The sequence below is a fragment of the Roseburia sp. AF12-17LB genome (genome assembly GCF_003479605.1).
Classification (GTDB): Bacteria; Bacillota; Clostridia; order Lachnospirales; family Lachnospiraceae; genus Roseburia_C; species Roseburia_C amylophila.
In genome coordinates this window covers 186718-210247 of the sequence record NZ_QUHR01000004.1, presented here as the reverse complement: position 1 = coordinate 210247, position 23530 = coordinate 186718, and the positions used below count along the sequence as shown (strand labels likewise).

General features: G+C 40.5%; 33 protein-coding genes and 1 pseudogene. 2 read left to right on the top strand and 32 right to left on the bottom strand.

The annotated features are described in order from the left end of the window. Together DWV68_RS07215 and DWV68_RS07210 are read left to right on the top strand one after the other, a co-directional pair. On the top strand, positions 1-544 hold a 544-nt coding region (locus DWV68_RS07215; protein ID WP_243089475.1), incomplete at its 5' end, for a S24 family peptidase. Positions 545-627: 83 nt separating this feature from the next. After that, positions 628-828, top strand: a complete 201-nt coding sequence (locus tag DWV68_RS07210) for a helix-turn-helix transcriptional regulator (protein ID WP_004853407.1) — start codon at positions 628-630, stop codon at positions 826-828. Between the two features lie 362 nt (positions 829-1190). Here DWV68_RS07210 and DWV68_RS07205 read toward each other — a convergent pair whose 3' ends face one another. From DWV68_RS07205 to dinB, 32 genes and pseudogenes are all read right to left on the bottom strand, one after another. Then, positions 1191-2567, bottom strand: a complete 1377-nt coding sequence (locus DWV68_RS07205) for a sensor histidine kinase (protein WP_118057626.1) — start codon at positions 2565-2567, stop codon at positions 1191-1193. Beyond that, positions 2555-3217, bottom strand: coding sequence for a response regulator transcription factor (locus DWV68_RS07200; protein WP_118665366.1), 663 nt, complete (start codon positions 3215-3217; stop codon positions 2555-2557). Before DWV68_RS07200 ends, DWV68_RS07205 begins: the two co-directional genes overlap by 13 nt. Before the next feature lie 14 nt (positions 3218-3231). Further along, the gene (locus DWV68_RS07195; RefSeq protein ID WP_005330844.1) at positions 3232-3972 is read right to left on the bottom strand and encodes a lantibiotic immunity ABC transporter MutG family permease subunit; all 741 of its coding nucleotides are present in this window, start codon (positions 3970-3972) and stop codon (positions 3232-3234) included. 1 nt (position 3973) lies between these two features. Then, the gene (locus DWV68_RS07190) at positions 3974-4705 is read right to left on the bottom strand and encodes a lantibiotic immunity ABC transporter MutE/EpiE family permease subunit (RefSeq protein WP_118665364.1); all 732 of its coding nucleotides are present in this window, start codon (positions 4703-4705) and stop codon (positions 3974-3976) included. Continuing rightward, positions 4698-5411: a lantibiotic protection ABC transporter ATP-binding protein gene (locus tag DWV68_RS07185; protein WP_118665362.1), complete on the bottom strand. Its 714-nt coding sequence runs from the start codon at positions 5409-5411 to the stop codon at positions 4698-4700. The genes DWV68_RS07190 and DWV68_RS07185 overlap by 8 nt, the downstream gene beginning before the upstream one ends. Positions 5412-5612: 201 nt before the next feature. Next, the gene (locus DWV68_RS07180) at positions 5613-5957 is read right to left on the bottom strand and encodes a hypothetical protein (RefSeq protein WP_118665360.1); all 345 of its coding nucleotides are present in this window, start codon (positions 5955-5957) and stop codon (positions 5613-5615) included. Positions 5958-6027: 70 nt separating this feature from the next. Beyond that, positions 6028-6726 carry an ImmA/IrrE family metallo-endopeptidase gene (locus tag DWV68_RS07175; protein WP_118665358.1) on the bottom strand — a complete coding sequence of 233 codons (699 nt, stop codon included), beginning with the start codon at positions 6724-6726 and terminating at the stop codon, positions 6028-6030. Positions 6727-6856: 130 nt separating this feature from the next. Next, positions 6857-7432 carry a transcriptional repressor LexA gene (lexA, locus tag DWV68_RS07170; protein ID WP_227572943.1) on the bottom strand — a complete coding sequence of 192 codons (576 nt, stop codon included), beginning with the start codon at positions 7430-7432 and terminating at the stop codon, positions 6857-6859. Positions 7433-7813: 381 nt separating this feature from the next. Next, the gene (locus DWV68_RS14705) at positions 7814-11209 is read right to left on the bottom strand and encodes a hypothetical protein (protein WP_243089473.1); all 3396 of its coding nucleotides are present in this window, start codon (positions 11207-11209) and stop codon (positions 7814-7816) included. After that, entirely contained in the window at positions 11206-11919 is a 714-nt protein-coding gene (locus DWV68_RS07160) for a TetR/AcrR family transcriptional regulator (RefSeq protein ID WP_242986271.1), read from the bottom strand. Before DWV68_RS07160 ends, DWV68_RS14705 begins: the two co-directional genes overlap by 4 nt. A gap of 217 nt (positions 11920-12136) precedes the next feature. Next, entirely contained in the window at positions 12137-12589 is a 453-nt protein-coding gene (locus DWV68_RS07155; RefSeq protein ID WP_330408426.1) for a DUF1016 domain-containing protein, read from the bottom strand. Then, on the bottom strand, positions 12564-12737 hold the full coding sequence (locus tag DWV68_RS07150; protein WP_117947885.1) for a zinc-ribbon domain-containing protein: 174 nt from the start codon (positions 12735-12737) through the stop codon (positions 12564-12566). Before DWV68_RS07150 ends, DWV68_RS07155 begins: the two co-directional genes overlap by 26 nt. 141 nt (positions 12738-12878) lie before the next feature. Further along, complete coding sequence (locus DWV68_RS07145) at positions 12879-13397, bottom strand: ClbS/DfsB family four-helix bundle protein (RefSeq protein ID WP_117699394.1); 519 nt, start codon at positions 13395-13397, stop codon at positions 12879-12881. 54 nt (positions 13398-13451) lie between these two features. Next, positions 13452-14054: a Type 1 glutamine amidotransferase-like domain-containing protein gene (locus DWV68_RS07140; protein ID WP_118665356.1), complete on the bottom strand. Its 603-nt coding sequence runs from the start codon at positions 14052-14054 to the stop codon at positions 13452-13454. A 62-nt stretch (positions 14055-14116) separates the two neighbouring features. Beyond that, on the bottom strand, positions 14117-14563 hold the full coding sequence (locus DWV68_RS07135) for a hypothetical protein (RefSeq protein ID WP_118542166.1): 447 nt from the start codon (positions 14561-14563) through the stop codon (positions 14117-14119). A gap of 291 nt (positions 14564-14854) precedes the next feature. Then, a pseudogene (locus DWV68_RS07130) lies at positions 14855-15337 on the bottom strand (lysine--tRNA ligase); the annotation flags it as partial. 177 nt (positions 15338-15514) lie between these two features. Continuing rightward, on the bottom strand, positions 15515-16750 hold the full coding sequence (locus tag DWV68_RS07125; RefSeq protein ID WP_117813441.1) for a tyrosine-type recombinase/integrase: 1236 nt from the start codon (positions 16748-16750) through the stop codon (positions 15515-15517). A 38-nt stretch (positions 16751-16788) separates the two neighbouring features. Further along, positions 16789-16959, bottom strand: coding sequence for a DUF6290 family protein (locus tag DWV68_RS07120; RefSeq protein ID WP_117788085.1), 171 nt, complete (start codon positions 16957-16959; stop codon positions 16789-16791). Between the two features lie 88 nt (positions 16960-17047). Continuing rightward, positions 17048-17260: a DUF6462 family protein gene (locus DWV68_RS07115; protein WP_117813341.1), complete on the bottom strand. Its 213-nt coding sequence runs from the start codon at positions 17258-17260 to the stop codon at positions 17048-17050. After that, a complete protein-coding gene (locus DWV68_RS07110) occupies positions 17235-17666 on the bottom strand; it encodes a type II toxin-antitoxin system PemK/MazF family toxin (RefSeq protein WP_117813342.1) in 432 nt (143 codons plus the stop codon). The genes DWV68_RS07115 and DWV68_RS07110 overlap by 26 nt, the downstream gene beginning before the upstream one ends. After that, positions 17666-18049, bottom strand: a complete 384-nt coding sequence (locus tag DWV68_RS07105) for a resolvase (protein ID WP_117788090.1) — start codon at positions 18047-18049, stop codon at positions 17666-17668. Before DWV68_RS07105 ends, DWV68_RS07110 begins: the two co-directional genes overlap by 1 nt. 11 nt (positions 18050-18060) lie before the next feature. After that, a complete protein-coding gene (locus DWV68_RS07100) occupies positions 18061-18387 on the bottom strand; it encodes a helix-turn-helix domain-containing protein (protein WP_117813344.1) in 327 nt (108 codons plus the stop codon). Further along, positions 18377-18529 (bottom strand): hypothetical protein, encoded by a 153-nt coding sequence (locus tag DWV68_RS07095; RefSeq protein WP_243089470.1) that lies wholly within the window; start codon positions 18527-18529, stop codon positions 18377-18379. Before DWV68_RS07095 ends, DWV68_RS07100 begins: the two co-directional genes overlap by 11 nt. 62 nt (positions 18530-18591) lie before the next feature. Beyond that, positions 18592-18999, bottom strand: coding sequence for a recombinase family protein (locus tag DWV68_RS07090; protein ID WP_117761249.1), 408 nt, complete (start codon positions 18997-18999; stop codon positions 18592-18594). A 122-nt stretch (positions 19000-19121) separates the two neighbouring features. Next, on the bottom strand, positions 19122-19475 hold the full coding sequence (locus DWV68_RS07085; protein ID WP_118589283.1) for a helix-turn-helix domain-containing protein: 354 nt from the start codon (positions 19473-19475) through the stop codon (positions 19122-19124). Positions 19476-19578: 103 nt separating this feature from the next. Continuing rightward, positions 19579-19728 carry a hypothetical protein gene (locus DWV68_RS14395; protein ID WP_156454676.1) on the bottom strand — a complete coding sequence of 50 codons (150 nt, stop codon included), beginning with the start codon at positions 19726-19728 and terminating at the stop codon, positions 19579-19581. A 16-nt stretch (positions 19729-19744) separates the two neighbouring features. Beyond that, positions 19745-20614, bottom strand: a complete 870-nt coding sequence (locus DWV68_RS07080; protein WP_117529004.1) for a hypothetical protein — start codon at positions 20612-20614, stop codon at positions 19745-19747. A 129-nt stretch (positions 20615-20743) separates the two neighbouring features. After that, on the bottom strand, positions 20744-21055 hold the full coding sequence (locus DWV68_RS07075) for a helix-turn-helix domain-containing protein (RefSeq protein ID WP_158565043.1): 312 nt from the start codon (positions 21053-21055) through the stop codon (positions 20744-20746). Positions 21056-21335: 280 nt separating this feature from the next. After that, positions 21336-21491 carry a hypothetical protein gene (locus DWV68_RS14390; protein WP_156454675.1) on the bottom strand — a complete coding sequence of 52 codons (156 nt, stop codon included), beginning with the start codon at positions 21489-21491 and terminating at the stop codon, positions 21336-21338. Between the two features lie 230 nt (positions 21492-21721). Continuing rightward, positions 21722-21976, bottom strand: a complete 255-nt coding sequence (locus DWV68_RS07065; RefSeq protein WP_004611568.1) for a hypothetical protein — start codon at positions 21974-21976, stop codon at positions 21722-21724. 5 nt (positions 21977-21981) lie between these two features. Further along, positions 21982-22224 (bottom strand): LexA family protein, encoded by a 243-nt coding sequence (locus DWV68_RS07060; RefSeq protein WP_004611567.1) that lies wholly within the window; start codon positions 22222-22224, stop codon positions 21982-21984. A gap of 15 nt (positions 22225-22239) precedes the next feature. Beyond that, on the bottom strand, positions 22240-23487 hold the full coding sequence (dinB, locus tag DWV68_RS07055) for a DNA polymerase IV (RefSeq protein ID WP_117529002.1): 1248 nt from the start codon (positions 23485-23487) through the stop codon (positions 22240-22242). Between the last annotated feature and the right edge of the window lie 43 nt (positions 23488-23530).

Genomic DNA, 23530 nt, shown 5'->3' with positions numbered 1-23530 from the left:
TCTTCATGAAGCATATTTTGGAGTAAATCCTGCTGATCCTTTTTCATCACTTACTGATGAAGGCAGGGAAAAAGCTATGGATTATATTAATCTGCTCCACGCATCCGGAATGTATGAAAAGCAGACTGCTAAGATAATTCCATTCCGAAGCATTGATATTTTTGAAAATGCTGTATCAGCCGGAACCGGTAACTTCCTTGTAGACGGACCGAAAGAGACTGTATGTATAGATGAATCTATCTTACCGGAAGATACTACTTTCGGTGTCCGTATTAGTGGTGACAGTATGGAACCTGAATTCCACGATGGTCAGATTGCATGGGTATTACAGCAGGAATCTGTTGCTAATGGAGAAATCGGCATCTTCGCTCTAAACGGAGAAGCCTATATTAAAAAATTGCAAAACGATATAGACGGAATCTTCCTTATCTCGCTTAATGAAAAGTATGCACCTATCAAGGTTAGTGAAAATGACCGCTTAGACATATTTGGAAAAGTTCTTGGAAAATCTGATGCTTCTGCTATTACAGGACATTACCGATAAAATTGCAAGTCCTTTTTATCGGACACATCATTTTGCATAATTGACAATAAGAAAATTCTATAGAACTGAAAGAAGGGATTTTTATGGCGGTTACCAATAATATCCGAGAAATCCGAGAACAGCGTGGCATTTACCAGGATGACCTTGCCGCTGCTATCGGATTCAGCACCAAAACTGTCGGCAGGATAGAACGTGGGGACAGCACCCCATCTGCCGAGTTTATGCTACGGATTTCTAAATACTTTAATTTATTGGTGGAAGATGTCTTCCATGTAGAAGATTGAGCTGGGTAGATGCCACCCAGCTCTTTTTATGTTTGAATCGTCAACCTTCAATTCGATTATGTTTTCATCTCCAAACACATTTTTTCATCCAATGCAATGTTATATTAAATGAAAAAATCATTTGATATCATAACAAAAGTTATATTATTCTCTTCTTATATGTGCATATAATCCCAACTATAATGATAGTTATGTAATAAAGAATAGTACGAGCATTTTTAATTTTATCAGCTATCATAATTCTGTATGCCTCCTTCTTCCATGAGATTACAGCAAACGTAGTAGTAATGTCTATCAAAAGGCTTTTACATATTAGATAAAAGCATGTAAAATTTCTTTTACATAGCTTAATTGCGGTCTATTTAGCTTGTTTCTTGACTACTCAGGAAAAATATTTCTACCCTCGCCCCACCTGTATTTTCAGAATTTGAAAGTTTAATCCCTCCGCCATATTTTTCAGCCACAGTTTTTGCAAAAAATAGCCCCATCCCATAATGGGCTTCGCCATTTCTACTTGTGTCATCCATAAAAAACTGCTCTGTGCCATGCAATAATGCTTCTTTTGTAAATCCTGATCCGCTATCCTCCACAATGAATGTCAGCCGGCCATCCTGCTCCTTTGCGTCAATATAAATGATTCCATTTTCTTTTGTATGCTCCACTGCATTCTGAATCACATTCATTACGGCTCGGAACATTGGATCATAAACAATCGTTACCTTTTTATCACTTTGTTCCGCCTTCCAATCTATCTTCTGGTGATAGATTTCTACCAGTCCGAGTGCCTGTTCCTTTATATCTGTGAAAAAATCTTCTAACCTCACCGTTGTATAGGTAACATCACTGCAATTCCATGATTTTGTGACATCTATCAACTGTTTTACATAACTTTGTATCTGTGTTGTGCCGTTCAAAACATAAGTGATATTATTCTTCTGTTCTGTGGTCAGTTCAGTCTCTGAAAGTAGTTCTGCATTTCCCCGTACAATCGTAAGAGGTGTTTTAATATCATGCGCCAAAGCAGACATCTGCTGTTTCTTTTCCTGCTCTGTTTTCCACTGCTTTTCTAAAGATTCTCGCAATGCATCTCGCATATCATCGATTGCCGATAAACAGTCATCAAACTCTTTGATACCGGAACAGGATGTCTCATATTCCAGATTTTGATCCTTTATTTGTCCGATTGCGTCTAATACAGGCTGCATCTGCTTTTTGATTCTTTTTCCAAAACGTATGGACGGAATGATGATAATCGCTACCGCTCCAATCACAGACATAATACTCATCACATTCTGTGGTCCTATAAAATGCTCCCTCAAAAAAGCTGAATGATATTGAGGTGTCAGGCGATATTGCAATACAACATATTCATTTTCCCTTACAATTACTTTATAAAAATATTTCCCGGATGCGTTTCCGTACTTTGCAACATTCCATGCTATCTGTTCGTATTGTTCTGACAGATCTCCACCTATTTTCTCTCCATTCTCTGAAAAGATTACATAATCACAAAGTGCGGGAATCATCTCAGCAGTTACTTTATCCGCATGTAAAATCGTATCATATGCTTCATTAATCTTTTGCTCTGCATAATTCGCCGGATAGATACAGCCCACACTAATCAAAAGGTACAGCAGCAGCCAAGCAACAATCACCAAACCTACTAATGATCCAAGCATGACTAGTACATATCTCATAAAAATCCAGCTGAGTGCATTGCTTCTCTTTACTCTTCCCATTTATATCCAATCCCCCAGACTGTTTTTATCGGTGTATAATCATAATCCGCAAATTTTGCTCTTATATTTTTGATATGCGTGATAATGGTACTGTCATTACTCTCACTGTCAAAACCAAAGACCTCTTCTAAAATCTGTTCTTTCGAGAAAACCTGTCCCCTGTTTTTAGCCAGGAATTCACAAATTTCGTACTCCGCTTTCGTAAGAGGAAGTTCCTTATCATCAACCAATAGTTTCTTTTGAGACATCTGAATGCAGACTCTCCCTAAAACCATCCGGACAGAATGTTCCCTGTGCTCTCTTCTAAGATGTGCATGAATCCTTGCCCGAAGTTCCATCACTCCAAATGGCTTTGAAATATAATCATCTGCTCCTAAAGAAAGTCCGTTTACCAGACTGTTTTCCTCCGTTTTTGCCGTAAGAAACAAAATCGGACAATCCACAAGTGCCCTGATTCTTTTGCATAATTCGAAGCCATCAATTCCAGGCATCATAATGTCCAGTAAAATCAGGTCATAACGATGTAATTCTTCCATATTAATTTTTAGTGGATCACTTACTTTGGTAACCAGATGTCCATCCTTATTCAAAATGCTTTCTATCATTTCCAGAATTGCCGGTTCATCATCAACTGCCAGTATTTTTGCCATAGTTTCCCTCGATTCTATTCCGATATTCTGTTTCCTTCCCAGTGGTTTACCCACCAAAAATAGTATACCATACTAATCCCTGTAAATATTAAGCAACCTGGTATGAATGACAACCATTCACCTACACTAGTTTCTCCCAATACAGATTGCAGATAAGTATATGGTACTCTACCCGTCCAGCAGACAAATACATATTTCCACACATAATCTCCAAGTCCGGTAAGCATCAATGCACTAATTAGTCCTGATATAATCCCTGCTCCAATGGATACCCCTTTTCCAAACTGAAAAGCCAGAATCAGCTGCCACAGATAAAGTGGAACACTGCTTCCCCACAGCAGCAATGCTGCAAATATACATCCTTTCATGATTTCGATATCGCTTGATGCGATTCTTCCAAATCCAATTCCGAATATGATTGCTGTCAATAGGATAGAGCACAGACACAAAACCAGTAGCATCAACAGTTTCGATAAAAATGCTGCAGGTTTATCCGGTAAAGACAACAGATTTTGAAAATCACCTGCATTTTGTTCCTGTTCCATCACACTTGCTGTAAAAATTCCAATAAGTACCGGAAGTCCTGCTCCTATTGCCTGATAAAATGCAATCACTTTCATATTTTCATTCCATGGTGAAAAAAAGTAATATATTAAAAATATAACGCTGGTTATAATCGGAATCAGTAAGTGTGCCAGAATCACAGATGTTCCTTTCATCTTTCGCAAGTCTGCATTAAGAGATCTTCCAATCATCTTATTTCACCTCTCTTCTCTCAAACCATTTCAAAAACAGAACCGTTACAAAAACAAACCAGATGATTGAGAGACACATTCCCGGAACAATGACTCCCGTATCCAAAAGAGGATTCCCTGCTTCTGCGGCAAGTCCATTTGGTAAAACATGAAGCAACGGGCACATCATTCGCATAGGGATTGCAGAAACAAGTACATACCAGATTCTGGTTTGTGATATTACCACACCGCTGACGGTAATAAATAGGCAGACGAACAGGTTTACAATCATTCCAAATCGTTCACTTAAAAATAAAGCTACCGGAATCTCCCATAACTCAGAAAACGTCAGAAACAATACTGCAATCAACGCTCCTTTCACCGGAACATGTGTCGTTAGAAGAAAGCCTCCAAGCGTTGCTCCTGCAAACACAATCACATTGGAAAACAGAATCATGCACCCAATATAAATAATTTTCCCCAGCAACAATTTTCTTCTGTCTGTTGGAATAGTCGTTAAATGATAGTATTTTATCTTTTTCTCCTGCGCCACAGAAAGATAACAAAATAGGGCAATCATCCCCGGCAGCAAAAGTGTATACCACCAGTTCCAAACACTTTCTGCATAAGCATTTGTCATCCCAAGAGTAAATATAAATGCCATGACAAATGTAAGAAGAGGAAATCCCCAGATAAACTTTTTTCGCATGGTTCTTTTGGCTTTTTGATGTTCTGCTTTTATAATATTAACCATGGATTTCACCTGCTTTCTGGTTTTTTCTTACCACATTCATAAACAAATCTTCAAGATTATCTCCCTGCTTTAATGCTCCTTCGTATCCTAAGATTCCACCTGAAATAATCCCAACTTTATCTGCAAGTAACTGTACCTCCGAGAGAATATGACTGGAGAGAATTACAGTGATTCCCTGTTCCGGAAAAGACCGAATCAGCTCTCGTAATTCCTCGATTCCTATTGGATCTAATCCATTCGTAGGTTCATCCAATATCAAAAGTTCCGGTTCTCCAAGCAATGCCATTGCAATGCCTAGTCTTTGCTTCATTCCCAAAGAAAACTGTCCTGCTTTCTTCTTTCCGGTGTTTGTAAGTGATACAATCTGCAAAACCTCATCAATTCTGTTTTCATCTGTACCAAGCAATAATTGTCTTACCTTCAAATTCTCTCTGGCGGAAAGATTTTCATAAATAGGCGGATTCTCAATTAACGCTCCTATTTTTGATAAATCTTTCCTATCCCAAAGTTTTCCATCAAAGTAAATCTTTCCTGCAGTAGGTTTCATCATACCGGTCAACATTTTCAACGTGGTAGATTTACCAGCGCCATTCGGTCCAAGCAGTCCATAAATCTGTCCTTTTTCTATATTGAGTGAAACATTATTTACCGCTTTCTGCTTTTTAAAATATTTACATAGATTTTGTGTCTGCAACATCATTTCCATCTTTTCTATCCTTCCTTCTATATTTTATTTCTTACTGAAATATAATCTATCAGGGAAAAATAAAGATTTGATGAAGTTTGCTACATTTTAGAAAATCTGTCCCAGAAGTTTTTTCTTATTTTACACTCGTGCTGCATTCTGTATCACCTCGAAATTCCGATTTGTTTACTTTTTGTTCCACTAATAAAACCCTTTCATGAATTACAAATAAGGCTTTAAAGACTTAAAAACATTCAAATATCCATTTGCATACATATGTACACCATCAATGGCATACTCCGATTTCTGTTCACCATGTTCATCAACAAGTGCTTCATTACAATCAAGGTAACGACAACCGTATTTTTCTGCTATTTCTTTTAATCGATGATTACATAATATAAGATTTTCAGGAGTACGGAGTTTCATCCATTGGATTGATTGTTCTGTCTGCCATGGCAGGTGAAGATTTGCAGGATAAAACGCCATGATAAAAATTTCCACATCTGGAATACGGAATTTGATAATTTCCATGATTCTACAGATATTATCCATTAAATGTAACATCCACTGATCTCCAAATCGTTCTTTTGTAATATCATTAGTAACCTCATTGCGAAACACCTCCAAGATTTAATTAATTGGAAATGTATTCAAGGATATTGTGATACTCAAATAGTCCCATATCTCTCAATCTGATAACCAAGGCTGTATAAGATACTCCGATATAAGCTGCCATTCTACGAATAATTGCTTTTTCCTTTGAAGCAATGGTATTATCACCATAAACTTTTATCGGATTTGACTGATTATATTTCGCCAAGGCATTTTCAATAATCCTTCTCGGCATAAGAAGCGAAGCTCCCATTGTATCTGCCTGCCACTCAACAGACGCAAACATCTGAGCCAGTTCCTCTTTGGAATAACTACGCTCACTGTCATACTCTGCATGAAAGCGTCCTTCACTCGGCATTGCATACATCTTACTCAAGATATGATGTGACGCTTCGTGTGCCATTGTAAACCTGCGACGTCCTTGCTCCTTTTCGGCAAGAAGAAATTTATCAAGTATGATGGTATCTTTCGGGAAAACAAAGGGAATAATTTTTCCGTCCTGATGTATCAGCAGTGGTGTTGCTCCATCTGCCAGAAAACCAATCCTGCCTGCATCATCTTCTGCGAAAGAAGCGTATTCAATTCGTAACATAAGAAATTCTGTAATGAAATGTTCTATGTCGATGGATTGAATCACTCGATTGCTAAACTTATTAGCATAAGCTGTTATCAAGCCTTCGCTGATTTCTTCCAACTCGGCTCTTGACATATAAATACTCAAGTTGTGTCCACCTCCGACTCCACCTTGTCCGGCGGTGCAACTCCTCCGGCAAAGTTCTGTTGTATTTCCGCACTATCCAAATTGATTAGATAGCGAATTCCTTCAAGTGTTCTCATTCGTCTGTCCTCTGTTATAGTTCTTTGATGATGTGACAAGCCACACCCTGAATGCAGCACTCATCTACAATGATGTCTTTCATCTTCTTATTTTCCGGATGGAGAATGATTTTCTTATTCTCATCATCTCGGAAGTACCGTTTCAATGTATTCTGATTATCCACAAGGGCAACTACTATATCGCCCTCTTTGGCTTCTACCTGCTTTTTAACAACCACAAGGTCGCCGTCATCAATCCCTGCTTCAATCATAGACTGACCGCTTGCTCTTAATATGAAGAAATCTCCTTTGCCGAAAATAGCAGTAGGAAGTGATACATATTCTTCAATATTTTCTTCCTCATACTGAGGACTGCCACAAGGAATAGAACCTACAATCGGTGTCTGTGTTTGTTCGCCACTGTACTTACGGGTCACATTGGTGCGAATCTCCTGTCCGTCGTACTCAATCATATTCTTCTCAGCCATCTCTACTAAGTATTTATATGCTGTACCTCTGGCAATGCCAACAGCTTCAGCAATTTTTGTAGTCGATGGGGATTGTCTGTTTTGCAGGTAATAATCCTCGATATACTTTTTTATTTCACTCATAAGTTCAGGACTCTTGCTTCTCATACCTGCACCTCACTTTCTTTTCTATCAGAAGCAGTTTGCTTTCGATAGTTTTATTATACCTGATACGAAAAATTTTTCAAGTAGGTTTTTCGTAAAAGAAAAGAGGTGTCGCAATTTGCTAACACCTCAAAATTCCTTTGCTTGCACTGAAATCATTAACTCCAATGGCTTACTATTTTTCTCTATTTTCATCTTTTCTTATACAATACAAGTTCCGGATTCTTACCGAGAAGTTTCTTCTTCATTTTCATTCCTCCAAAATAATTCTATCCGCTATTTTCTTTCTCCGACAAAAGCGCCGTATTGCTACGACGCTTTTGTTTTGCTCGGAAGCTGGAGCAAGGGAACGCTATTCAATTATTTGTTGTACTTTTTCTTTCTGCTGACAACCGTTGTACCAATGGCAGCACCGCTGCTGACAAACAGCAGGGCAATCCACAAAGCAAGGTTGCTTGTATCGCCGGTCTGCGGAGATTTGGAATCGTCCTTCAGCTTCGCCGTTACGGTGTCGGCTTTTTTGATTTCCTTTGTACCGTCCTTGTCGCTGTAATATTTACCGCAGCCTTCGCAGTACCAGTACTCGATATTGCCCTCGGTGGTCTTGGTCGCCGCAGTTGCCGGGAAGTGCTTTAAGTCGGTGTGGTTCTTCGCATCAAGCTCACCGTATTCCGCACCGCAGACTTCGCACTTTGCCTTGTCCTTGCAGGTCGCTTTCCCGCCGGTGTGCTCAATCAGCTTCTTGCCGCAATAATCACACTTGTGGTCTTTGTTATCGTCTGCACACTCGCTGATTATATAATCGCAGATATCACATTTGTGGTCTTTGTTTGCATCGATGCAATTCTCGGTTTCCGTATGGCTGGTGTCACGCTTACAGATTCGGGTGTGTGTCTTTTCATCGCTGTTCTGCGTCCAAGCGCCCCAGTTGTGGTCCAGCGCATTGCCGGAGAAGAAGGTCGCCTCATCCGCCGTGCCCTCGGAGCTCAGACCGCAGACTGCGCAGGACTTGTAGTAGACCGCCTTTTCCGTGCAGGTGGCGGCGGATTTCAGGTACTTTGCATCCACGGTCTCCGCCGTGAAGTCGTGGGGCAGCTTTTCGCCATACTCAGCCTTGCAAAACTCACAGACGGCATTTTGGGTGCAGGTTGCCGTGCCACCGGAGCAGTTTTGTGTTTCCACGACATTGCAGGTGCAGCGGCGGCTGTGGGTGCCGTTGTCGTTCGATGTCCAGTTCCCATTGTGGGTATGTTCATCGCCCTGTCCCTTGAACACGGGCAGGGTTATTTTTGCCGCAGCCACATACTGGCAGCTGTCCCATGGAGAATTGTCGCGGTCAGCCTTGAGCAGCGCCAGCACCGTGTCGTTGGCGAAGTTTGCGGCGGTTTTGGACTCTGTTTTTGTAATGTTGCCATTACTATTGTTTTGGCCAACTGCGTTCAGGTTCGTACCGGCAAGATAGTAGCAGTTTTCTACAGTGCCATGATTACGGCCAACGATTTCGCCAACAGCATCACTATTATAGGGTGTTTTAATCGTTCCAACATTGTAGCAATTGGAGATCGTGCCCATGTTAAGCCACGTAACACCGCCAGTTCCATTAATTGTGCCGGTAATTGTGCCAACATTATAGCAGTCGATGATTCTCGCATTGTCAATATTACTGCCAGCAATACCGCCAATATAATCGCCACTGCCGCCAGTAACGCTGCAATTGTTGCTGCAATTTTCAATCGTCGCAGCATCCAAAGCGCCGCCCACAATGCCGCCGACGTGACAGGCTAGACCCGTCAAATTATAATTATGGGATACGTTACCTGCCACTGTCAGGTTTTTAATCGTGCCGCCTTTTACAGCACCGAACAGACTGGCATACCTGAAGTTGTCCGTAACGTTCAGGCCGGAAATGGTGTGGCCGCCGCCGTCAAATGTGCCCTCGTAGTAAATCTTATTTCCTTCGGTATAGTTTCCGATTGGCGTCCACGGTTCGTTATTCAAATCAATGGCTGCTGTCAGCACGGCGCAGATTTTGGTTTCTTCTTCGGTTTTTGCATCGTTCACCTTATCCCGGAACCATTTCAGCCCCGCGGCGGTGCTGATTTGATAGGGATCTGTCTCCGTGCCGCTGCCGGTGATGTGATCGGGGGTGCCGTTAAATGTGCCGCCGTTGATGATACCGCTGCCGGAAACTGTGCTGTTAAAAACGCCGCCGGTGATGGTTCCGTTGTTGATGACCTCGCCGTTGAATTTACCGTTTTCGATGGTGCTGCCGGGGGTAACGGTCACTTTGCCCTTGAACACAGTCTCGCCGGAGCCTGTAATGGTACAGGGACCCTCTGTTGTATCTCCCAGCACGACGTCGCCGTTAACCGAGCCGCCGTTGGCGAAAAGTTTCCCATTGCCAGGTGTCGTAGAGCCGGTGATGTATAGTCCGCTTCCGTTTGCCGCAGTACAGCCGACAATGCACGCATTGTCCGCCAAGGTGATCTCCCTCACATAAAAGGCGCGCACACCGCCGCCATAGGCTTCGCCGGAGTTGACGGAATTCGTTGCCGTGCAATTTTGAATCACGGCGTTGCCCGACAGGGTGAGCGACGTACCGTTTGCGAGAAAGACACCCCCGCCGTTGGAAGATTTGGAAGAGTTGGAGATTGCCTTACAGTCTTCGATTTTTGCCTCACCAGACATCACAAAGCTGCTGCTGCTGCTGACATATACGCCTCCGCCGTTGGAAGAATGGGAAGAGTTGGAGATTGCCTGACAGCCTTTGATTTTTGCCTCACCAGACATTTCAAAGCTGCTGCTGCCGTTGACATATACGCCTCCGCCGAAAACAAATTGGGTCGCGCTTTCGGCGGTGCAGCTGCGAATGACCGCCTGACCTGACATTTTGAACGTGCCGGAAGCACGAACACCGCCGCCGATGATGGAGGCGACGCATCCGGCGATGCTGCCGCCGGACATAGAGAACTGACCCGATTCACCATCAATATGTACACCGCCGCCGTACGTCGCGGAGCAGCCGATAATATTGCCGCCGGTCATGGTCAACTGCCCGCCGGATGCGATATACACACCGCCGCCATAATAGTAGTAGGAGCCATATAGCAGAATCGGATAGCCCGTGCCGCCGGTGATGACGCCGCCGGTGACGGTCTCTGTGCCGCTTGCCTCGTCCAGCACCCACAGTTTGCCATTCGGATTGAATCTGTGCGAGAGATTACTCGTATTGCTGTCCTCGATCGTCAGCTGCCCGCCGCCCTCGACCACAATCACGCTGCCCTTGTTTGCGCTCTCGTATTTGAGCACATGACCGTTCAGGTCCAGCGTCACGGTGCGGTTGACGGTCAGGGAGTTGCTGATGCTAATGTCCCCTGTCAGCTTGACGGTGCTGACAGCAGAATTTGCAATCGCCGCAGTCAAGGCAGACTCGTTGCCGACTTCTGTTACCGCTCCGCTCGCGGCGGGCGTCTCGCCCGCGCCGCTCAACGCTGTCAAGGCCGTCTCCGGCTGTTCTTCGTTCTCTTCGCCTTCCGGCTCTGCGTTCTCAATGGGCTCGCTGCATTCGCAGTTTTCCGGCAAAGCGCCCTCTGCGCCGCAGATGGGACAATCTGCGTTCATTGCTTCTGCTGTGCAGGCCGTTTCGCAGGTGCATACAGGCGATTCTTCCGTCTCGCTCTCGGCAAATGCCGTGGTCGACACAAGGCAGAGCACCATGCACAGAGCAAGCAGGATACTGAATAATCGTTTCTTCATCTTGTTTCCTCCATTTCGCCGTTCTTTGACAGCTTAAAATCGTATTTCATTTCCAACATGGCAAACAGTTTATACATAACCTCTGTGGCAATTGCTTTAATATCTAATGATTGAATAAAAGCAAGCACCTTTGCCTGCTCTGCCTCCGGTACACGATACACCCGCATCGCCGCCGTCAGAAAACGGCTGAGCTTGCGTTCCAACGGAAAATGAATATCACATTTTCTCGCCATATAGCTGCGCATCAGTCCCGCCGTGCCGATTTCCATCTCGTAAAAGTCGCTCTCGGTATCATCGGGGAAATTTTCACCAAAAATCTGCTTCAGCTCTGCCGTGGTATGCAGGTAGATATACTCCGATGTTTCGGGCAGGGAATAGGCTTCAATGTAGATTTCCCGCAGGTTCTCGTTCAGCTCGGTCAGTGTCAGTTGGATCGCCGTTTCCACCGCATAGGCGTAAACCGGCGGCAGCTTGCTGTCTGCAATGCTTCTTGCCACGCCGAACTGTCCGCCGAACATCGTTTCGGTCAAGTCCAGCAAAATTTTATCCTTGGTGGGAAACAGATTCAAATAGCTTCCTCTTGCAACACCTGCTTCGTCCACAATCTGACTGACAGTGGTGTTTTTATACCCCTGTTCCAGAAAGAGACGGACGCACACAGTCAGTATTTTCCTCTTTGTTTCACTGCTGTCTCTCCGCAAATATATCACCTCTCTTCAAATATTTTAGTATATATACTAATAATATCATCTCGAGAGTGAAAAAGCAACTGGCATTTGATATTTTTCCGCTTAACTCAATTTATTTCTTTTTAACTCAACCAATGTTAAAAGTAAAGTTTTTGTTTTCATTGAAAATTACAGCCTATAAAGGCTTTTTTGTTCAATGAACTTTTATCCTGCAATTTGTGCAGACGGTCTGCACAAATTACTTTTTCATATCAATTCTACTTCTAATATCTTCTACGGCAGGTAATGCATTTTTCAAATCTAACGGTAAATCCGTGCATAAGTGATATTCACTGACACCAATCGGTTTTGACATATCTCTCAATGCATACTCTGCAATTGTTCTATTTTCATCTCTGCACAAAATAAGTCCCACTGATGGATTATCCTCTGGAGCTTTCACTAAATCGTCTAAAGCAGATAAATAAAAATTCATCTTTCCTGCCTGTTCTGGCTTAAACTCGCCAGTTTTAAGGTCTATTGCTACATAACATCTAAGCTTTGTGTTATAGAACAGAAGGTCTATATAGAAATCTTTTCCTCCAACTTCAAGATGATACTGCTGTCCCATAAAAGCAAAACCAGTGCCTAATTCCATCAGTAGAGAAGTAACATTTTTTACAAGTTCATTTTCTATATCTGTTTCCAACATTTCTTGCCTGCCATTCATGACCGCAAGCACCTCTCCACCATACTTTTTTATTTGAACCGAAAGTAATGTCATCAGGCGTAAGCGTTAAATTCTTTTCCGACCACTCCGAAACAAGCTCCGGGTGTACTTCTGCTAAACTGTTATTCATAGCCAAACCTCAACCTCCTTGTGCTTAGAGTATATGAAGTTTTGGCTTTATCTTGTAGTTTGCGAATATCCGTATAAATAGAAAAAGCCCTATGGGAAAGGGATTTCTCCTCTCTCAAAGGGCAAGTTGGCAAACTGGAAGTTATAGTGCAATCTTTTTCCATTTTCTAATCTTGGTTCTAAAGGTTCCGAACGGAGCAACTGTATTAACATGTATGAATTTGTATACTTCCCAGACAGCTGTTTTAGTTGCTTCGTCAGCCCATTTTCTCATATGTGGTTTAAATAATTCTTCCTCACTCAGAGAATCAATCATTACATAAATAGAGTTGATATTCTCATTCAATCTGTCTTTCAATTCTTGCAGTGACAGCTGAGCATATGTATCTGCGAACCATTGATATAATTCGCCAAGCTGATTCCACTTAAAATTATCCGAAGGAGTTTTGACAGGAATACCCTTTCTTTCGTCTGATTCCCATTTAATAACAAGAGTTGTCCAGCCAACCTGATAAGCAAGATTTTCTGCCGGAGTTCGATCGACCTCATCAATTCTCTTATCTTTTAAATGCTCCGGAATATCATTAAATTCTGAAATATACTTTGCAAAGCTTTTATTTATCTCGTTTTTAAGCTCGTCTTTATTCTCATATGTTCTCAATAGTCTATCTCCTCAGCTTCCGATTTTCCAGTTTCAAAAAAAGGATTTTTCAAATTAGTCTTTGCAAATAACCTTTGAACCTTCACCATCAATTACAATTCCCTGATGGTTGTTAATAGGGCATAGATTCAAATCCGAAAATTCAGTCATTATTTTCTCGGTAACTTTCTTAAATGGTGCTGTAAGATAATGCGGAAGAACATAGAAATCAATCAAATCAATCCCTGCATCATCTTCTTGTGAGTAGTCCTCCGGCTTTTCATCCATTTGCTCGATATATTGGATGCTTGGAGCGCATATAATCGCACCTGCCGATTCACCAATCATCAGTTTTCCCTTTGCCAATTCTTTTTTCAACAGCTCATCCGTTCCCGTTTTACGGAGCTGGTCTATAAGGAAAAAAGAATTTCCGCCGGTAAAATATATCACATCCGCATCTTCAAAAACAGACTGTATCGTTGAATAAGCCTCCGTTGAAATATCAATTTCAGTTATGATCGCTCCCAACTTTTTGAATAATTTTCGAGCCGAGCCGACATAACCGGTGTAGCCTTCACGCAGTGAAGCTGTTGGAATAAATGCGACTTTCTTATTTTCAATTTCTTCCTTTATCAGACTTCCTACACTTGAAAAGTGCGAACATAAAAACAGTTTCATCAATATTCTCCTTTATATATAAATTCTAATTTTCCAATTTAACAAACTTGAATTTGTAAATATCATTTTACATTTTTATATGAAATCACAATATGACTTGGTGCAAATAATACTGATGCAATAATCAATAGCACTGACCTACTCATAATCCCACTAAATAAGAACAACATTGAAGGAATAGTAGAAAGTGCTAATGCTCTGAAAACGCTGTTTTTCTTAAAACATATAATCCAAATAGCACAATAAAGCATTACCAATATGGTATCTACAATCAGATATAGTGCAAATGCTTCGTCAGACCACCACCCGAACCAAGTTCCCGGAATATTGATTATCATGAATCCGAAACAACCCAATCTCCCTACTTGTTCTGTGACCTCAACATATTTATTGTTCCACTTATTATCAAATCCATCTTTACACTTAATCGCAAATACAACATTGGGTATCATAATGACTGCAATAAAAATCAGCCCAAAAACATTAAACCATTCCATATTATCTACCATCACAAACTCTGATTTGTATTTCTGTTTGTTTTAAAAATGGGCAACTCCGATTGGAATTGCCCACTCATTGCACTAATTATGCGATTTTTTCTTGCTTGCACCGATTTCTACATCAATTGATGTAAGTTTGATGTAAATCGCTGTTTTTTTAGTTTTTTATCAAATGAAGTACGTCCCGTCTATTTGGTAAAACGGTACATCTTTACATCACGTCGACTGGCGTCTCCGTGCGTTTTTCGCCTTATGTCGGTGTTCGCAAGCGCACACCGCCGCAAGGCTCAGTTTCTCATCTTAATAGAGCTTTGCACCTGCCGGAATGTGGTCATCTACCATCAGAAGATGAAGCTTTTCTTCGCCTTCTTCTTCATGAATAGCACTGAGGAGCATACCGCAAGAGTCAATGCCCATCATCGCTCTCGGTGGAAGATTTGTGATAGCGATAAGAGTCTTTCCAACCAGTTCCTCCGGCTCATAAAAGCTATGAATACCGCTTAAAATGGTTCTGTCTGTGCCTGTTCCGTCATCAAGAGTAAACTGTAACAGTTTCTTTGACTTCGGTACTGCAACACACTCTTTAACCTTTACTGCACGGAAATCTGACTTGCTGAATGTATCAAAGTCTACCATTTCCTCAAACAAAGGCTCAATCTTTACTTTAGAAAAATCAATCTTTTCAGACTCAGTTTTTACATTTTTTTCAGGTGCTTCAGAAGCTATATTATTTACATCATTTTTCTTATTTACACCATCTAAGGACTTCATCGTCGGGAGAACATTTGTTTGCACTTTATATTTCTCCAAACTGATTTGCATCCATTTATAATTCATTTTTTAATAAGTTCATTTTTGTTCGGATTTATGCAACTTTTTACGTCTTTTTGTTGTCAGATTGTTGTCATCCATCCTATTTTGTTGTCCTACCTGAAAGTCCCATTTAATATGGACTCTCTTCTAAAAAACATCTAAATTTTTTGCCAGATTTTCAATAGATTCTCTGGTACTTTCTGCATTTACTTCTGCGTAGATATTCATGGTTGTCGATACATCTGCGTGTCCCATTAACTGCTGAATAATTTTTACATTCGTTTCATTCTCACATATTCTTGAAGCAAAAGTATGTCTAAATATATGACACGAAAATCTTGGTAACATAATAGGCTTACGCTTTTCCTTCTTTGCTTCTACTTCCTCTTCAGCATTATGAGCATCCACGATTCTCTTAATAGCTCTATTGATTGATGCCGGATTATGTGGATTACCAAATCGGTTAGTAAAGATGAAGTTTGTCATGCCATCAACTACTGTATCGCAGAAGCCTTCTTCTTGCTGTCTTTCGTATTCCGATTTTAAAACATTATATATAGGTTCCATCATCGGAATGACTCTTTTTCCTGCCTCGGTTTTGGGCAATGATACTCGAAACTCACATACATAAGTTTTTTCTCGCCTTGGATAATATGTCAAACTATGATTAATATCAATCATTCGATTCTCAAGATTTACATCATCCCATCTCAAGCCAATTGCTTCTCCAATTCGACATCCAGTTCCTAATAGAAATGCAAATAACGGATACCATGTGTAAAAGATAGGACTATCAGCAACATAATTCATAAATGACCTCTGCTGCTCTACGCTTAAAGCGTGCCTTGTTTTTTTAGTTCCGCCATTTCGCTTCTTTATTTCAGCATACGCTCCATCGGTAGGATTTTTTCTTATTATATCATCCCTAACAGCCAACTGAAACGTAGGATGTAACACCGTATTTATACTTTCTATCGAACTAATCTGCAATTTCTTCTCAGTTATAAGATAGTTGTAGAAATACAAAACATCTGAATATTTTATATCTCCAATTTTCTTCTTACCGAATCCATCTCTAATGAAATGATTCCATGTGTAAAGATAGTTTGAACGAGTAGTGCTTCTCAGCTCAGATTTAGTTGAAATATAGCGGTCAAATACAAAATTCAAATCTGCACTTCCTGCTACATATACATCTAATCCATCCAGCTGATCCCTTACTAACTGTTCTTCACGTTCTCTTAATTTTGCAAGATTATTTGAGTATATGAATTTTCGATTTCCAAACACATCGTTATATGAATAGGAATATCTCCCATCACTTTTTCGATAGTGTTCGCCTTTTCTCAAGGCTCTTCCTTTTCCATCCTTTCTTGTTGCCAATGTACTCCTCCTTTCTAATACGAAGGAGTCCTTTGCACCTAACACCTATTCAGGATTTTCTCCTGAATACATGACTTAACAGCTTGCGTTACTGTAATATCATGATTCTGCGCATACTCGACTAAAATAGTAAATTCCTCTTCGTTAAGCCTTATAGTAACTCTTTTATCTAACGGCTTTTCACTCTTAGGTCTTCCCATCTTTGCCATCCTATGCACCTCCTCATATAGATATTATACTTTTTGTCTGCCAATAAGTCAAGTGTATTCGTGCAAGTTTCTCCATATATCTTTGAATTTACTTATAGAAATCTTCATCTGTTATACGGAATGTCTCCAGATAAGCGTCCAAAATGTCTAAATTCACCAGTACCAACTGATTGACCTTATAACAGGCTTTCGCATCCTTAGCTAATTCCTGAAATTTTGTCTTTCCCATTGAATACATCTCAGCACCTTCTGAATAACGGACAAATCTTTTATTATTAGTTTTCCTCGTTTTCGCATCCATTTTCTACTTCCTCCATAATCATTTTTCTTGCTGCAGATAAAAGATCCAACTGTAATATCAAACTTCTGTCTATATCATCACGCACCGGTGAATTCTTCGGAATATAACCTGTTTTTCCTCTGATCTTCCCTTTAGAAACAGTCTGCATGTCTTCTGGTATAAAATCCGACTTCGCTTTCAGTTTATATCCCTTTACATCTTCTGGATTAAGTTTCACATGCACAGGATTGTCTTTGAGTTTCGTGCTTAATGGGACAATGCATACCTGTGGTGCATACTCATGGTTACTTCTATCACACGAAACTATTACTCCCGGTCTGATACCGCTTTGAACTCCATGCGGATTATTTCCAAAATCGACATATACAACATCATATTTTCTATATTTCTCATATCTTCTTTTCATCAGAACGCCTCCTTAATATTCAGTCCAAGTCTACCCTCATCCACTGTGACGATTATGCCTCCAGCCTCTACAACTTCACAAACCTTCACATACGCATCCAGAAGATTGACTGATACTGCTGCCATATTGGCAATTACTACACCATCAACCTTTTTTCTTCGGATTTTATCCACAATATCGCTCCATTGCCTGTCAACATCTCTTTGAGAAAATCCATGTCTTCTCATTGTTCCAACAATGCAATACTCCTTGTTTTTCACATACTCATGGATATATTTGCTCTGCTTATCTTCCAGATAATCTACTTTCCTAAGTGGTGCTTCGACTGATAAATACTCTATGCATTCTATTGTCTTACGAATTACTTTGTTTTTATTTGCCATACATTCATCTCCTAAACTATCGCTTCCGCATTTTCCAGCATAAAGAGAAAGGAAGCTGTAAAATACGCTCGCTTCTCTTTTTCCATTTTGGCAAGCCTTGTATCGATGGATTTACAATCCTCCCGTTTATTTATCCCAAGAATTGTATTTGCATCAACTTTATAAAGTTCCATTAACACATAAAGACTTTTCATACTGAGATTTCTTCCACCCTGTTCCATCTGAATCAATGTGGAAACGCTTAATCCTGTTACTTCTGATAACCGTGTCAAGGAATACCCTCTATCTTCACGCAGCTTACGGAGTATCGGTCCAACTACATAACCATCATATTTCATCGCTATATCCTCCATCGACCTTTGCCATTTCTCTTAACATCTCTACAGCTGCATCTTCTGTCTCATACTGACCAAGCCACTTCCCACTTGAATCATGTACAACTGTTCCGAATGCAGTCTGTGTAAATCTGCAATCCTTCACAGCCGGGACTTGTTTGTCCCGACCGGAATGATTTTCTGTTGTCGCTCTACCAAAGAACTCCGTTAGCATCCAAAGTCCTCTGCATGAGATACAATAATTGGCACCGGACCGACTTCAAGAGAATAGAGCCATATGCCCATATCTGTGATGGTCTTAACAAATTCTTCCAAATCATAAATGTCATCGGTGATCTCATTCAGGCTTCTGACTACTACAACCTCAAAATCTTCCTCTTTAAGTGTTGCAAAGAAAGCATTCAGTGCTTCTCTGTCATAGTCTCTTGTTATCGAGCGGTCACAATATGCATCGTTAATTATTACTCCGTTAGGCATTGCCTGATCACGCATATTCTCGACCATCTGGACTACATTGAGTTCTGCTCTGCGGGACTTTATAAATGCAATTCCCTTAGCAAGCTCCTGATTATCTGTACCTTCGTTTCCCACTACGTTAAAATCTCTTTTATTCATTTTGTTATCTCCTTTACGATTTCGTATTGGAGAGTTTTGGCGCCTCCACTCTCGTGGTGTGCTGTTCCTTAGCACATGTTTATGGTACTCTATTAAGAAAACCTATGCGCCCACTCTAAAGACTATCTTTTCTGATTTGTAGTCTTTAAAAGACTATTTTTAATTTCTCCCTCTATTCTTCCAGTCACCATTTTTAAATTGTTTACTAATTCCACCATCTCCGGCGAATAATTCATGTGTTCTTCTCCAAACAACAAAAAATCAGCAGAGCAATCCAAGATTTGTGCAATACAATACAATTGTGGTATTGTACAATTTGCTTTTCCACTTTCAATTCGAGACATTTGGTTCTTACCAATACCAAGATAGCTTGCCAACTCTATAGCTTTCATATGTCTTGATTCTCGTATATCTTGAATTCGTATACCAATTTTCGAACAAGTATCAGAATCATATTCTTTTATCTCTTGGATCACTCTGCTCACCTCCCTTACAAAAAAATAAGGAGCCTCTATCATTCAAATATTGAACGATATCGGCTCCCTTTTGCCCTTATCAACTGCCAATTCAGCTGATGTATTATTTAACTTGTATTTTATCTGCCCGCTGTTTTTTTACGGAATAAACCACAAAATTTCCATCTTTATCTCTGCGCACTTCTGCATCATGACCATTTTTAGTTGCTGCCTGTATCTGACGAAATAATAAAACTGTTTTATCTTCTTCCATAAGCACCTCCTATAGACTAATCCATAAATTGATTACGACCATTTATATCTTCAAACAAATCGTCTGTATAATCATCGCATTCTTCATTCATAGAAATTTTCATATTACTATCACGAACACTTCCATCAGGCGATAAAAAAGTGAATTCTTCTATAAATTGTGCTTGCTCCATATCAAATAGCATAATTGTAATCCATGGTTTTACACAAATCCCCTCCAAGGTATCTTTAAGTAATTTATAGAATTTTCTATTAAAAACCACAAACGATAATTTATCTGCTTTGACTTCATCCATATAATATAGTCCTAAAACCATCAATAATTTCTGTCTTAGTTTTATTGTCTGTTTACGAATGGCTTGCTGTTCCGTACCGAGCATTGTCCAAAACTCAAATAGCCATTGTCCCATAGTGTTATCAGAAGTAACGGCATCAGTAGCAATTTCCCAATCAGGTCTATAATGATAATTTAAAGCATTGTAAACCTGAGGTGTCATTGGGACCTGAACTTTATACCCCCTCTTCATAATCTCCGACAGTACTAAGTCAGCTGCATTTTTTTCAAATGCTCTGTATTCTTCTGTATCCACTTTTCCATTTAAATTACGCTTTTTCATGCCATGAGCAGACATAAGCATTTCAAAGGTAACTCCACTATTTGGATCTGCATTCTCCGCAATATTAAATATTAAAGCATCTGAATTTTTGCCCGTTGTTTTTTTGTTTACAATTCTTGAAAGCGTAGACGGATTAACCTCACACTTTTTTGCGAACTGTGACATACTAAGCTCTGGACCTTTTGCTCTCACAACTAATTCTGCCAATCTATCCTTATCCGGAGTACTTATTCTTACATATTCTGATAGAATTGATAAATCTCTTTTCATTAATTTGCTTCCTCCTTTCACAAAGGATACCATAGATTTTGCGTGTAGTCAAATCTTTGCACAACATTTGCATATCAAAGCAAAAACTTTCTATTTTTTGCATGAAAAGATATTTATGCAAAGTACTGTTTATTTATCAAATGCCCTCAACATTTTATCAATTGCCTCTCTCTGGGCAAATGTTATCTTATTTTCCTGTCTGCCCCTTTTGCCCGATATGATATAATCCATACTGTGCTCAAATATCTGTGACATTATATATAACTGCTGTATAGTGCAATTTGCTCTACCATTTTCAATCCGTGACATTTGGTTCCTTGTTATTCCCAATTCCGTTGCCAACTCAATGCTTTTCATATTTTTGTCTAGTCGCATTTCCTGTATTCTCTGCCCTATTTCAAATTGTACATTCTTATCATATTCTCTTATTTCCTTGTTCATATTGTCCATCCTTTAAAACTTGTTACCGTTAACTCGTTTGAGGACGGACAATAACTCCCTAGATATGTAATTTTCAGCAAATAAAAAAGGACACATGAAAAACAGTCCCAGTCCTCAAACTGGTTTCTAATTTTTCATGCGTCCTTAGGATGGCACCTTTGCGTATCATCAGCTTACGCTTATTGCAAGTGTCTCCCATATCATGATGACCACTAATTTAATTGTCTTGTCCTGTTGCGACCAAATATCTGCCGCACCATCTGATGTCTGACTGTATGTATCAGATATAATACTTATCCTGCTCTACTTTATCTAACAGTTCACCTTCCTTGAAATTCTTCAAGGTCATTACTCTGCCACAATGGTGACATTTCATCATTACTCTCGGCAGTACCGGATAATTTCTGTTACCTGTAACCATGTATGAAACTTTCATACTCTTTTTGCACTTCTTACAATAAAAATCTATAACTTTTAACTCTTTGTTCAATTCAGTTCGCTCCTTATTCATACAAAATCATCAATCTACAATTCTGTACTCGTAAAGGAAAGGGAAATCACCTTTGCAAGCCTGTTGCCGGGAGTTCCGATGAATGTCTGCACATTCCCCGGCTTTGCTGATCTAAAGCCAACTGATATGAATTGTGCTGTCAGCACACAATCACATCAGGCTCCGGCTCTTTCCATAAACCACATATTGTTATCTTCATAGAAAAGGAATATTTCCTTTCCATCTACCACACAGGTATAACGCTCTCCAACGCCGCCAGCCCTTGTACTGGCTGCTCTGCGCTTGTCTTTTACTCGTGTAATCTCATACTTTCTGCCATCTTCCCATGTTATCTCTTTGGGAATGAGCAGTCCGTCCTTTGAAAACTCTGCAAGTACATCAACATATACCTTATTGCTCAATGTAATCACCTTCCTTACAAGATTGCTATTGCTCTGGAAGCATCCATCTTCCTTGCTATATAGCCTTTTTCTTCTAATATTTTCAGATGTGCATAAACACTTGAAGTCGATGCCACCCCTACCATCTTGCATATCTCCCTGATAGTAGGAGCATAACCATTCACACGCTGATATTGCATAATGCTTTCATACACATTCTGCTGCTTCTCCGTCAATGGTGCTCTGTCTACCAGATCAATTCTTGCTGCTTCGCTCATGTTCCGCCTCCCTCTTTATCCAAAATACCCATGTGGATGTACTGTGTGTTCTTCTTTTGCATTGACTGCCGACAGAATCCTGTCCCGGTACATGAGTCCCCTCTGGATACTGTAAAATCCAAATCTTCTGCGTATCTCATCCACCGCTGAATCCATCTTCATCTGCTTTTCACGCTTCTCCACACTTGAGAACAAATCAATCTGTTCCCAATAATTATCTGTTACTAAGTCTGCACCTCGGACACCAACACTGCGGATCGGCTTGCTCCAGTTATAGTTTTCCTTAAATATCTGATAAGCATATGCAGCTATCTCTCCGGTGATATTCGTTGCATGGTCAATCTTTTTCTGACGAATAAAAGAGAATAACTCATTATCCCTGACACTTATCTCAACCACTCTGCACCGGAATCCATTCTCACGAAGTCTTGCTGCAACACTCTCAGCCAGAATATAAAGAACAATCTTTACATCCTCATCACATACTAAATCCTTTGGAGTCGTTGTGCTGTTTCCCACCGATTTGATTGGAGCGTGGGTATTCTCTAGCTTGACAGGTGAATCATCATAGCCATTCGCAAATGACCATAAGATACTGCCCATCTTTCCAAGGTGACTGTTAAGCACATCTTCATCTGCTCTTGCAAGATCACCTATGGTTTTAATACCAAATAATGCAAGCTTTCTGTTCGTACTTTTGCCAACGTATAGAAGATCTGCCACCGGAAGTGACCATGCCTTCTGCTTAAACTCACTCTTATACATAGTTGTGATTGCATCAGGTTTCTTATAGTCTGAACCAAGCTTTGCAAATATCTTATTGAAAGAAACACCAACACTTACTGTGATGCCAAGCTCTGACTTCATTCTCCTGCTGATTTCCTGTGCAATGAGCAATCCATCCCCTTTAAGGGAGCTGCTCCCTGTCACATCAAGCCAGCACTCATCAATTCCATATGGCTCCTGCCTGTCCGTATATTCTGCATATATCTCATGTGCCATTCTTGAGAATCGAAGATATAAGTCCATTCTTGGTGAAACAAACGTTATGTCAGGACAGACCTGCTTTGCCTGCCAGAGTGCCATTCCTGTTTTCACACCGTACTTCTTGGCAATATAGTCGGCTGTTAAGACAATCCCATGTCTTGCCTCCGGGTCACCGCCTACTGCCAGTGGCTTTCCTGCAAGCTCCGGATGATGCAGATGCTCAATCGAAGCATAGCAACAGTTGATATCTGAATGAAGTATTACCCTGTCTCCCATCTGCATAACCTCCTGCTGCATTTAATCTGTCACTACCATAACC

Excerpts from the sequence above, each read along its gene's own strand:
- DWV68_RS07210 (WP_004853407.1), top strand. The coding sequence starts at position 628 with ATGGCGGTTACCAATAATATCCGAGAAATCCGAGAACAGCGTGGCATT.
- DWV68_RS07205 (WP_118057626.1), bottom strand. The coding sequence starts at position 2,567 with ATGGGAAGAGTAAAGAGAAGCAATGCACTCAGCTGGATTTTTATGAGA.
- DWV68_RS07200 (WP_118665366.1), bottom strand. The coding sequence starts at position 3,217 with ATGGCAAAAATACTGGCAGTTGATGATGAACCGGCAATTCTGGAAATG.
- DWV68_RS07195 (WP_005330844.1), bottom strand. The coding sequence starts at position 3,972 with ATGATTGGAAGATCTCTTAATGCAGACTTGCGAAAGATGAAAGGAACA.
- DWV68_RS07190 (WP_118665364.1), bottom strand. The coding sequence starts at position 4,705 with ATGGTTAATATTATAAAAGCAGAACATCAAAAAGCCAAAAGAACCATG.
- DWV68_RS07185 (WP_118665362.1), bottom strand. The coding sequence starts at position 5,411 with ATGGAAATGATGTTGCAGACACAAAATCTATGTAAATATTTTAAAAAG.
- DWV68_RS07180 (WP_118665360.1), bottom strand. The coding sequence starts at position 5,957 with ATGTTACATTTAATGGATAATATCTGTAGAATCATGGAAATTATCAAA.
- lexA (WP_227572943.1), bottom strand. The coding sequence starts at position 7,432 with ATGAGTGAAATAAAAAAGTATATCGAGGATTATTACCTGCAAAACAGA.
- DWV68_RS14705 (WP_243089473.1), bottom strand. The coding sequence starts at position 11,209 with ATGAAGAAACGATTATTCAGTATCCTGCTTGCTCTGTGCATGGTGCTC.
- DWV68_RS07155 (WP_330408426.1), bottom strand. The coding sequence starts at position 12,589 with ATGTTGGAAACAGATATAGAAAATGAACTTGTAAAAAATGTTACTTCT.
- DWV68_RS07150 (WP_117947885.1), bottom strand. The coding sequence starts at position 12,737 with ATGAATAACAGTTTAGCAGAAGTACACCCGGAGCTTGTTTCGGAGTGG.
- DWV68_RS07140 (WP_118665356.1), bottom strand. The coding sequence starts at position 14,054 with ATGAAACTGTTTTTATGTTCGCACTTTTCAAGTGTAGGAAGTCTGATA.
- DWV68_RS07135 (WP_118542166.1), bottom strand. The coding sequence starts at position 14,563 with ATGGTAGATAATATGGAATGGTTTAATGTTTTTGGGCTGATTTTTATT.
- DWV68_RS07120 (WP_117788085.1), bottom strand. The coding sequence starts at position 16,959 with ATGGCAAAGATGGGAAGACCTAAGAGTGAAAAGCCGTTAGATAAAAGA.
- DWV68_RS07115 (WP_117813341.1), bottom strand. The coding sequence starts at position 17,260 with ATGGATGCGAAAACGAGGAAAACTAATAATAAAAGATTTGTCCGTTAT.
- DWV68_RS07110 (WP_117813342.1), bottom strand. The coding sequence starts at position 17,666 with ATGAAAAGAAGATATGAGAAATATAGAAAATATGATGTTGTATATGTC.
- DWV68_RS07105 (WP_117788090.1), bottom strand. The coding sequence starts at position 18,049 with ATGGCAAATAAAAACAAAGTAATTCGTAAGACAATAGAATGCATAGAG.
- DWV68_RS07100 (WP_117813344.1), bottom strand. The coding sequence starts at position 18,387 with ATGAAATATGATGGTTATGTAGTTGGACCGATACTCCGTAAGCTGCGT.
- DWV68_RS07090 (WP_117761249.1), bottom strand. The coding sequence starts at position 18,999 with ATGAATAAAAGAGATTTTAACGTAGTGGGAAACGAAGGTACAGATAAT.
- DWV68_RS14395 (WP_156454676.1), bottom strand. The coding sequence starts at position 19,728 with ATGGAAGAAGATAAAACAGTTTTATTATTTCGTCAGATACAGGCAGCA.
- DWV68_RS07080 (WP_117529004.1), bottom strand. The coding sequence starts at position 20,614 with ATGAAAAGAGATTTATCAATTCTATCAGAATATGTAAGAATAAGTACT.
- DWV68_RS07075 (WP_158565043.1), bottom strand. The coding sequence starts at position 21,055 with ATGAACAAGGAAATAAGAGAATATGATAAGAATGTACAATTTGAAATA.
- DWV68_RS14390 (WP_156454675.1), bottom strand. The coding sequence starts at position 21,491 with ATGAAAGTTTCATACATGGTTACAGGTAACAGAAATTATCCGGTACTG.
- DWV68_RS07060 (WP_004611567.1), bottom strand. The coding sequence starts at position 22,224 with ATGAGCGAAGCAGCAAGAATTGATCTGGTAGACAGAGCACCATTGACG.
- dinB (WP_117529002.1), bottom strand. The coding sequence starts at position 23,487 with ATGGGAGACAGGGTAATACTTCATTCAGATATCAACTGTTGCTATGCT.